Raw genomic sequence first — 3828 nt, forward strand, 5'->3', positions numbered from 1 at the left:
TGTTGCTAATATATCACGAGAATATTAAATCGAAGAAAGAATATATCTATGCGAAATGGAAAGTACTTGAAAAAAGAAATAACAGATTGCAAGATTTATGGCGTGAATTTAAAGATAAAGGAAATGATTTTATTACAAAAGAGTCCAATGTTGAGAATGATCTAGATATATTTGGAGATAACTCATTGTATCAATATTTATGTACTGCGAATACATTTGAAGGTCGTAAGATACTTGCTTCTTATTTGCAAAATGATAAGTTTGACAAAGAAAATATATATAAGCGTCAGAAAGCAGTAAAGGAATTAATTGAAAAGGAAGAATTATCTATAGAAATTGAAACTTTGAGTATGAAAATAGCATTAAATAATAAAAGAGATGCGAAAGAATGGTATGATACATTTTTGAAATACATCCATATGAAAAAACGTATCATCAGTCCTATTATTAGTATAGGAGCTATTATACTAACTGGTTTAATGATAGTTTTGATTGTGTTACAAATAAGTGGATATAACGTTATGAATATAATAGAAATCTTAGGAGGGGTACAGTTAATATGTGCCTATAGTGTTGGCCGTAAATATAAAAAAATAATAAATGATGTTTATAATTTCTGTTTAAATATTGATGGGTATTCTGATCTGCTTAACTGTATTAGCAATGCTGATTTTCAATCGGATTATTTGAAATCATTATGTAAAAAACTGAGAGGAAAAAATAAAACTGTCATAGGAATCAAGAAACTTAACAACGTTAATGCTGCATTTTCATTCCAAACAAATCCATATATCCATATATTATTGCAATTGTTTTTATTGTATGATATTCATTGTGTTTCAAGTCTTGAACATTGGAAAAGAAAATATGGTGAAAACATGACAGACTTATTTGGAATCATTGGTGAAGTGGAAGCTTTACTTAGTATGTCGGTTATTGCTGATAATCGTTTAGTTTCTTTCCCTGAATTAGTAGATAATAGTAACGTAATATTAGAAGCAAATCAAATTACACATCCTTTGATTTCTATAAAAGATGTGGTTCCGAATCCATTTTCATCGAAAAAGGGAATCAGCATTATTACTGGTTCAAATATGTCAGGAAAGACCACATTTTTGAGAACAGTGGGAATTAATGCAGTTTTAGCATACGCTGGAGCACCTGTGTGTGCAGAAAGACTACGCATTTCTTTTATGAGAATATTTACGTCTATGAGAGTACAGGACGATGTTTCTAAAGGTATTTCGTCTTTCTATGCAGAGGTTTTAAGGATTAAGGAAGTAGTAGAGAATTTGGAAAAGAAAAAGCCTATGTTGGTCTTAATTGATGAAATATTTAAAGGGACAAATTCTACAGATCGAATAGTAGGGGCCAAAGAAATTATCAAAACTTTAAATAAGGATTTTGTAATTACACTTGTATCAACTCATGATTTTGAGTTGTGTAGTTTGGTCGAGCAACGTGAAATTACAGGCTTTAACTATCATTTTGAAGAATATTATAGAAATGATAACATTTATTTTGATTATAAAATAAAAGATGGGAAATGCAAAACTAAGAATGCAGTACATATATTGAAATTGGCTGGATTAATGATAGATAACTAATTAATGAATTTCTTATTGACCTTTCCGTAACGTAAACCTTTATAATAAAACCGTAACAAGGTAATATTACAAATATCAAAATTCCAAGCCTGCAGGATATAAATTTTGAAAGTAAGAGGATTACGAATATTGAGGGAGGCTAATTATGAAGAAAAAATACTATACAGCAGGAGAAATTGCTAAAATCTCAGGAGTATCAAGTAGAACCATTCGTTATTATGATTCAAAAGGTTTATTACAGCCAGTTGATTATTCTGAAAGTGGATATCGCTATTATGATACGAGCTCTTTTGAAACATTACAAAAGATATTAATGTTTAAGTTTCTTGGGTTCTCATTGGAACAAATTAAGGATTTAATACAAAATGATCAAAGGGACCGTTTTGTTATGAAGCAATCTTTAGAGAATCAAAAAGAATTACTTCAGAAGAAGAGAGCAGAAATTGATCGCTTACTTGATGCGGTTGAAGTAGCTAAAACGTGCAATGAAGTAGAGGATTGGGATAATTTAATCCTATTATTAAACTTATTGTCAGATGAAAAGAAGATTGAAAATCAGTATGAAACGGCTGATAATTTAATAAGAAGAATCAACATTCACCACTATAATACTAGCAAAGTTAATTGGATGGAATGGGTTTATGATCATCTGCATATCAAAGAAGGTATGAAGATTCTTGAAATTGGCTGTGGAAATGGTCTTTTATGGGAGACAAATATCAAACGTTTACCTGCAAACATAGAGATTTATCTATCGGATTACTCTCAAGGTATGTTGGATAGTATTAAGAGCTGCTTCAATAAGTATGCAGACGACTTAGCAAAGAAGAATATACATATACATTATAGACAAGACGACAGCAATAACTTGCAATTGAATGATATGAAATTTGATGTTATTATAGCAAATCACATGCTATACCATCTTGTACATATAGAAGATTGTTTAACCAATTTGAAGAAGGCACTTAAAAAAGATGGTTATCTGTTTTGCTCTACAATTGGAAATGGACATATGAAAGAATTAATGGATTTAGTTTTTGAATATGACCCAACAATTGATAATACATTAGAAGTATGCTTGAATCGTTTTTCATTACAAAACGGTGAAGAACAATTGTCTAAATTATTTGATTTTGTTAATCAATATGATTTTGATAGTAATCTTATCGTTGATAATTCCCAGGTAATATGGGACTATGTATATTCATTTCCTGGAAATGCCCCTGTGATACTTGATCGTACTGGTGATATATTAATGAAGATGATTGAAGAACGTATACAGAAAGAAGGAGCGTTCTTAATACATAAAGAAACAGGACTATTTGAATGTAGAAATATATAAAACAGGTTTGTATTATATCATATAATATGTTAAAATCTTTGCATATAAATGGTACAGTGGCTAACATATAGAACATTTTAGAGGTGATATAATGATAATCGATGGTCATGCACATGCATGTGGAATATATTTGACACAAAATAGTATTATTGACTATTTGGATTCGCATAACATTGATAGAGTAATTTTGTGCGGTGGAGAACAAGGTAGTAAGAGGAACTATTTCTATCCATTAATGTCTAATCTATTGCGTAAAGAGACATTAAGCTATAATTATAACAAATTAATATGCAAAATGGTTAAACTATGTAAATTAGCTGATTACATAGAGGGACAAAATTATGTTGTTTGGAAGCTGGCTAGTACGAGTCCCGACCGTATATGGAATGCTTATTGGGTTGATCCAAATGATGATTCTTGTATAGATAAGATGGATGAATTTTATCAGAAATATGGATTTCATATGATTAAGCTTCACCAATGTTGGACGGATTTTGATATCCAAAGTAAGAATTGTAGAAAGTTGTTTCAATGGGCAGCGAAGAATAAGATACCTATATTTATCCATATCATATCATACAAACAAGTCATACGATTTACTTCAATGGCTAATAAATATAACAAAACAAAATTTATCATAGCTCATTTGATTGGTTCAGAGACAATGTATCCTAGACTACAGTATAATAATGTATTCTTTGACTTGTCTTCGCCACAATTGTATTCTATAGGAATACTTAAAAAGGCGTTAGAAACCTATGGTGCCGAGAGATTAATCTTAGGAAGTGATGCACCTTATGGAATCAATAATATAGATAAGATTAAGAAACGTCTTAAAAAACTTAAGATATCAAAGAGAGAAAGAAAGCTAATCTA

Annotated in this window: 3 protein-coding genes; all 3 read left to right on the forward strand. The window is 30.1% G+C overall.

Features of this window, described 5'->3' with window-relative positions; all coding sequences use genetic code 11:
* On the forward strand, nt 1-1607 hold a 1607-nt coding region (locus ACW2QF_RS09990; RefSeq protein ID WP_455715857.1), incomplete at its 5' end, for a MutS-related protein.
* Nucleotides 1608-1752: 145 nt separating this feature from the next.
* A complete protein-coding gene (locus ACW2QF_RS09995) occupies nt 1753-2952 on the forward strand; it encodes a MerR family transcriptional regulator (RefSeq protein WP_455715858.1) in 1200 nt (399 codons plus the stop codon).
* Nucleotides 2953-3043: 91 nt separating this feature from the next.
* Nucleotides 3044-3828: amidohydrolase family protein (locus ACW2QF_RS10000; protein WP_455715859.1), on the forward strand; the 785-nt coding region annotated here is incomplete at its 3' end.

The sequence above is a fragment of the Anaerosporobacter sp. genome, from assembly GCF_965301125.1.